This is a genomic window from Pseudomonas sp. SID14000 (assembly GCF_002165135.1).
Taxonomy (GTDB): Bacteria; Pseudomonadota; Gammaproteobacteria; order Pseudomonadales; family Pseudomonadaceae; genus Aquipseudomonas.
The window spans coordinates 1-399 of the sequence record NZ_NFZQ01000156.1; the positions used below are offsets into that span (position 1 = coordinate 1).

General features: G+C 74.7%; 1 protein-coding gene and 1 pseudogene. Both read left to right on the forward strand.

Annotated elements, in window-relative coordinates:
* On the forward strand, positions 1–184 hold a 184-nt coding region (locus tag CAY82_RS27745; protein ID WP_140399190.1), incomplete at its 5' end, for an ABC transporter permease subunit.
* Positions 181–399, forward strand: a pseudogene (locus CAY82_RS27750) (ABC transporter permease); the annotation flags it as partial. The gene CAY82_RS27745 and the pseudogene CAY82_RS27750, both read left to right, overlap by 4 nt.

Here is a 399-nt window from a genome sequence, read left to right on the forward strand (position 1 = left end):
CGGAGCGGTCGTGGTGGAGACCCTGTTCAACTACCCGGGCATCGGCAGCGTCCTGGCCGGCGCGGTCGCCGCCCGCGACACACCGCTGATCGCCGGAGTCGTCATGTGTGCCGGAGCAGTGATCAGCCTCGTACTCCTGGCCGCCGACCTCATCCGCTACGCCACCCTGGGAGACCGCGCATGACCGTCACCCCGCCCGTGGCCGCACGCCGTCCCTCCCGCGGAGCCGGAGCCACCGCACTCGTGGCCGTGGCCGCCCTGCCGCTGCTGCTCGCCCTCACCGGACCGCTGATCGCCCCGCACACCGTGGACACCCCCGTCACCGCACCGTTCGCCCCCGCCGGCGACGGCGCCGTGCTGGGTGGGGACCAGCTCGGCCGGGACGTGCTCAGCCGCGTC